Origin of the sequence: Mesorhizobium sp. M7A.F.Ca.CA.001.08.2.1 (assembly GCF_003998455.1) — a bacterium.
GTDB classification, from domain to species: domain Bacteria; phylum Pseudomonadota; class Alphaproteobacteria; order Rhizobiales; family Rhizobiaceae; genus Mesorhizobium; species Mesorhizobium ciceri.
In genome coordinates this window covers 1-4223 of the sequence record NZ_RZPW01000570.1, presented here as the reverse complement: position 1 = coordinate 4223, position 4223 = coordinate 1, and the positions used below count along the sequence as shown (strand labels likewise).

The following is a 4223-nucleotide window of genomic DNA, read 5'->3' as shown; positions in this document are numbered from 1 at the left end:
TCCTCGACCTCCGGCATCGGCTCGGTGAGCAGATACATGTGCTCCATGGCAAGAACCGGCAGCTCGACGCCGACCATGCGGCCGATCTCGCGCGCCCACAGGCCGCCGCAGTTGACGACATGCTCGGCCTTCACCGTGCCCTGTTCGGTGACGACATTCCAGGTGCCGTCGACCTCCTGCGTCAATTCCACGACGCGGTTGCGCAGCACGATCTCGGCGCCGAGTTTTTTCGCCGCCTTTGAATAGGCGATGGTGGTGCCGGACGGGTCGAGATGGCCTTCGACCGGATCCCACATGGCGCCGACGAAATTGGTCTCGTCCATCAGCGGGAACATCGCCTTGGCTTCGGAAGGGGTGATCAGCTCTGTGTCCATGCCGAGATAGCGGCCCTTGGCGTGGGCAAGGCGCAGGAAGTCCATGCGCTCGGGCGTATCGGCCATCATCACGCCGCCGGTCAAATGCAGCGAGCAGGACTGGCCGGATATCTCCTCGATCTCCTTGTAGAGCTGCACCGTATAGGCCTGCAGCTTGGCGACGTTGGGGTCGCCGTTCAGCGTGTGGAAGCCGCCCGCCGCGTGCCAGGACGAGCCGGATGTGAGTTCAGAGCGCTCGATCAGCATGATGTCGGTCCAGCCGGCCTTGGCCAGGTGGTAGAGAACCGAGCAGCCGACGACGCCGCCGCCGATGACAACCGCTTTTACGTGAGATTTCATCAAGATAGGTCCGCTTTTGGAGAGATTGAATCGGGGGAGTGGGGCGTGCCTGTTTCGCGACGGCTGCGTGTTTCGTGAATGGCTTCCCCCACTCCGTCGCTGCTTCGCAGCGCCACCTCTCTCCCCTCCGGAGGGAGAGGAAGGGCGCTAGCCGGTATAAGCTCGCGCCCTTCCTCTACCCCGTGGATCGGGGGAGAGGTGGCGAGCGCAGCTCGACGGAGTGGGGGTCGACCGTTCATCAACAATACTGCCGATCAAAAATCGGTCGGCGCGCCGCCTTCGGACCGGCGCTTGGCGACGAAGGCGTTGAGTTCCTCGCGGATGGCCGGGTCCATGTAAGGCTCCTCATAGGACGCCAGCCGCTCCTTCCAGACCTTGTTGGCCTTTTCGAGCGCCGTCGGTGAGCCGGCTTCCGCCCAGGTCTCGTAATTGCGCCAGTCGGAAAGGATCGGCGAGTAGAAGGCGGTCTTGTAGCGGTCCTGCGTGTGCTGGGTGCCGAAGAAATGGCCCCCGGGGCCGACCGACTGGATGGCGTCGAAGCCGAGTGCCTCTTCGGAAAGGTCGAGCGGGGTCAGGAATTCGGCCACCATCTGCAGCAGGTCAATGTCCAGAATGGTCTTCTCGTAGGAGCAGCGCAGGCCGCCTTCGAGCCAGCCGGCGGCATGCATCATCAGGTTGCCGCCGCCCTGGATGGCTCCCCACAACGAGAACACGCTTTCATAAGCCGCCTGCGCGTCGACCGTGTTGGCGGCGCAGGTGTTGGAGGTGCGGTAGGGGATGTTGTAGCGGCGGGCAAGCTGGCCGCCGACGAGCTGCGCCTTCATGTATTCCGGCGTGCCGAACGCCGGTGAACCGGACTTCATGTCGACATTGGAGGTGAAGCCGCCATATCCGACGGGGGCGCCCTTGCGCACCATCTGGGCGAAGGCAATGCCGGCAAGCGCCTCCGCGTTCTGCTGCACCAGTGCGCCGGCGATGGTGACAGGCGCCATCGCACCCGACAGGGTGAACGGCGTTACGACGACGACCTGGCCCTTGCTCGACATCTGGATGATGCCTTCCATCATCGGCACGTCGAGCTTGAGCGGCGAATTGGTGTTGATGATGGTGAAGACGGACGGCTCTTCGAGCATCTGCTCGTGGCTGATGCCGCGCGCGATCCTGGCGATCTCGATGCCGTCGACATTGCGTTCCTTGCCGAGCGAATAGATGTGGAACACCTTGTCGGTGAGCACACTGAGATCGCGGATGCATTCGAGATGGCGGACGGATGGATGGATATCGGTCGGCTCGACCGGGTAGCCGCCCGTGCAGTTCAGAATGTTGTGCATCTGCGCGAGCTTGAGGAAGTTGCGGTAGTCCTGCTGGTTGCCGGGCCGGCGGCCGCGATCGATGTCGGAGCAATTGGGCGCCGACGCCATCATCGAGACGATCACATTGTTGCCGCCGAAGCGCACATTGTGCGCAGGATTGCGGGCATGGATGGTGAATTCCGACGGGCAGTGCGACACCAGGTCGAGGATCATGTCGCTGTCGAAGCGCACCCGCTCTGAGCCGTCACGCACGTCGGCGCCATGCGCCTTCATGATGCTGCGGGCCTCGTCATGCAGCACGTCGACGCCGATTTCCCGCAGCACGCGCAGGGAAGCGAGGTGAATCGATTCCAGCTCGTCGTCGGAGACCAGCCTGGTTGGCGCCAGAGGGTTCTTCAACTGGCGAAAAGCCGGCTGCTCGAACGCGGCCGAGCCGCCGGCGCGCTTTCCAGCGCGGCCGCCGCGACGGGCGCGGTCGGTGGCCAATGCCGGTTCTGAGGGTTGTAGGGCGGCGGTCATGATGGTCCTCGTAGGATGCGATAGCGGGCGGCATAATGGACCGGCGGCTGTCCGGCCATTGCGGAGGCGACGACCACTAGGGCGAGGGAAGCGACATGCCGGAACGGCAGGTGCCCGGCCGCGACATCGGCTTGATCAGGTTGCCGCGTTGGAGCAAGCGGATTTCGGTGGCCGGCCCTTTCCTTCCGGGGATCGAACCGATAGCTACTTGGCTTGCCGGCCTGATGGCCAGCAGTTCATCTGGATGGCAGCATGGTCGCGACCGGCTCGAGCGAAGGCGAAGCAGGAACGCAATGGGCAGCGCTTGCCGGCGTCACCGCGGCACTTGCCATGTTTGGCGCCGCGCAAGGGCTGAGCTCGCCGCTGTTCACATTGCTGATGCAGAAGCAAGGCATGTCGCCGGCGCTGATCGGCCTGTCGGCGGCGATGATGCCGCTCGGGCTGATCCTGTCGGCTTCCTTCGTGCCGGCGGCGGTGCGGCTGGTCGGCGGGCGCAACCTGGCGGTCGGCTGCTCGCTGATCGGCGCGCTCTGCTTCCTGGGCATCGGCTATCTGCAGGACTGGGTGGCGTGGTTCGTCATCCGCTTCATCATCGGCGTGGTCATCAATCCGCTTTATATCCTTGGCGAGGTGTGGGCGCTGTCGCTGGCACCGCCGTCGCGGCGCGGCCGGGTGATGGGCGTGTTCAACACGCTGATGGGCGCCGGTTATGCCGCCGGACCATTCGCGCTGACCCTGCTCGGTACGTCGGGCTGGGCGCCTTTCATGGTCGGCGTCGCCGGCTTCGCGCTCTGCGCGGTGATCCTGCACGCCGTCTCGTCAAAGCTCACCGGCTTCGAGGATGACGGCCAGCCTGCCAGCGGCCTTGTCGGGTTTGCCAAAATGGCGCCGGCGCTGCTGCTTGCCGTGCTTGTCTCGGCGGCGGTCCAGCAGAGCACCTATGCGCTGGTCCCGGTCTTCGGCGCCAGCTATGGCCTGGCGGAAGCCGTTCTGGCCTCGCTGGTGATGGCGCTTTCCCTCGGCAACATCCTGCTGCAGATACCACTCGGCCTTCTGGCGGAGCGTTTTGGCGGCCGCGCCATGATCATCGTCTGCGCACTGGCAACAACCGTTTGCGCGCTTTTGCTGTCTCTGCTGATCACAACGCCGTTGATCTGGGTGGTGCTGCTGGTGATGGGCGCGGTCGGTTACGGCGTCTACACCATGGCATTGGTCGAACTCGGCAGCCGGTTCAAGGGCTCTGTGCTGGTCGCCGGCAACGCTGCCTTTGCGCTGATGTGGGGCGTTGGTGGCATCGTCGGCCCTCCTGGTGCGGGCCTGCTCATGCAAGGCATCGGCCCACTTGGGCTGCCGGTGGTTATTGCCGCTCTCGACGCGGTGCTGGTGATGTTCGCGCTGTACCGCTCATCCATGCGCCGAGCTTCCTGATAAGCCCAACCTCCTGACAGGCACTGTCTGGAGCAAGCAGTTTTCGCCCGCCAGGGGCTTACCTCTGCGCAACTCAATCGCTAATCCTGCAGCCCGACAGCGGTGCGTACATGAATTTGGTTGAATCGAACAAGGACGAGACGATGCAATGGGCGGCGATCACCGGTGTGATCGCGACCGTCTCGGTGTTCGCCATCGCGCAAGGGTTGTCCTATCCGCTGCTGAGTTTCATCCTGCAGCGCCAGGGCGT

At 64.2% G+C, this 4223-nt stretch carries 3 protein-coding genes and 1 pseudogene; 2 read left to right on the top strand and 2 right to left on the bottom strand.

Features of this window, described 5'->3' with window-relative positions:
* Together EN914_RS26495 and EN914_RS26490 are read right to left on the bottom strand one after the other, a co-directional pair.
* The coding region (locus EN914_RS26495) for an FAD-binding oxidoreductase (protein ID WP_164778921.1) at nucleotides 1-713 on the bottom strand (713 nt) is incomplete at its 3' end.
* Between the two features lie 254 nt (nucleotides 714-967).
* Nucleotides 968-2545 (bottom strand): trimethylamine methyltransferase family protein, encoded by a 1578-nt coding sequence (locus EN914_RS26490; protein ID WP_024501293.1) that lies wholly within the window; start codon nucleotides 2543-2545, stop codon nucleotides 968-970.
* 252 nt (nucleotides 2546-2797) lie between these two features.
* Here EN914_RS26490 and EN914_RS26485 point away from each other — a divergent pair, with 252 nt between their 5' ends.
* On the top strand, nucleotides 2798-3973 hold the full coding sequence (locus tag EN914_RS26485) for an MFS transporter (protein ID WP_013531198.1): 1176 nt from the start codon (nucleotides 2798-2800) through the stop codon (nucleotides 3971-3973).
* A gap of 110 nt (nucleotides 3974-4083) precedes the next feature.
* Nucleotides 4084-4223: pseudogene (locus EN914_RS39370) on the top strand (MFS transporter); the annotation flags it as partial.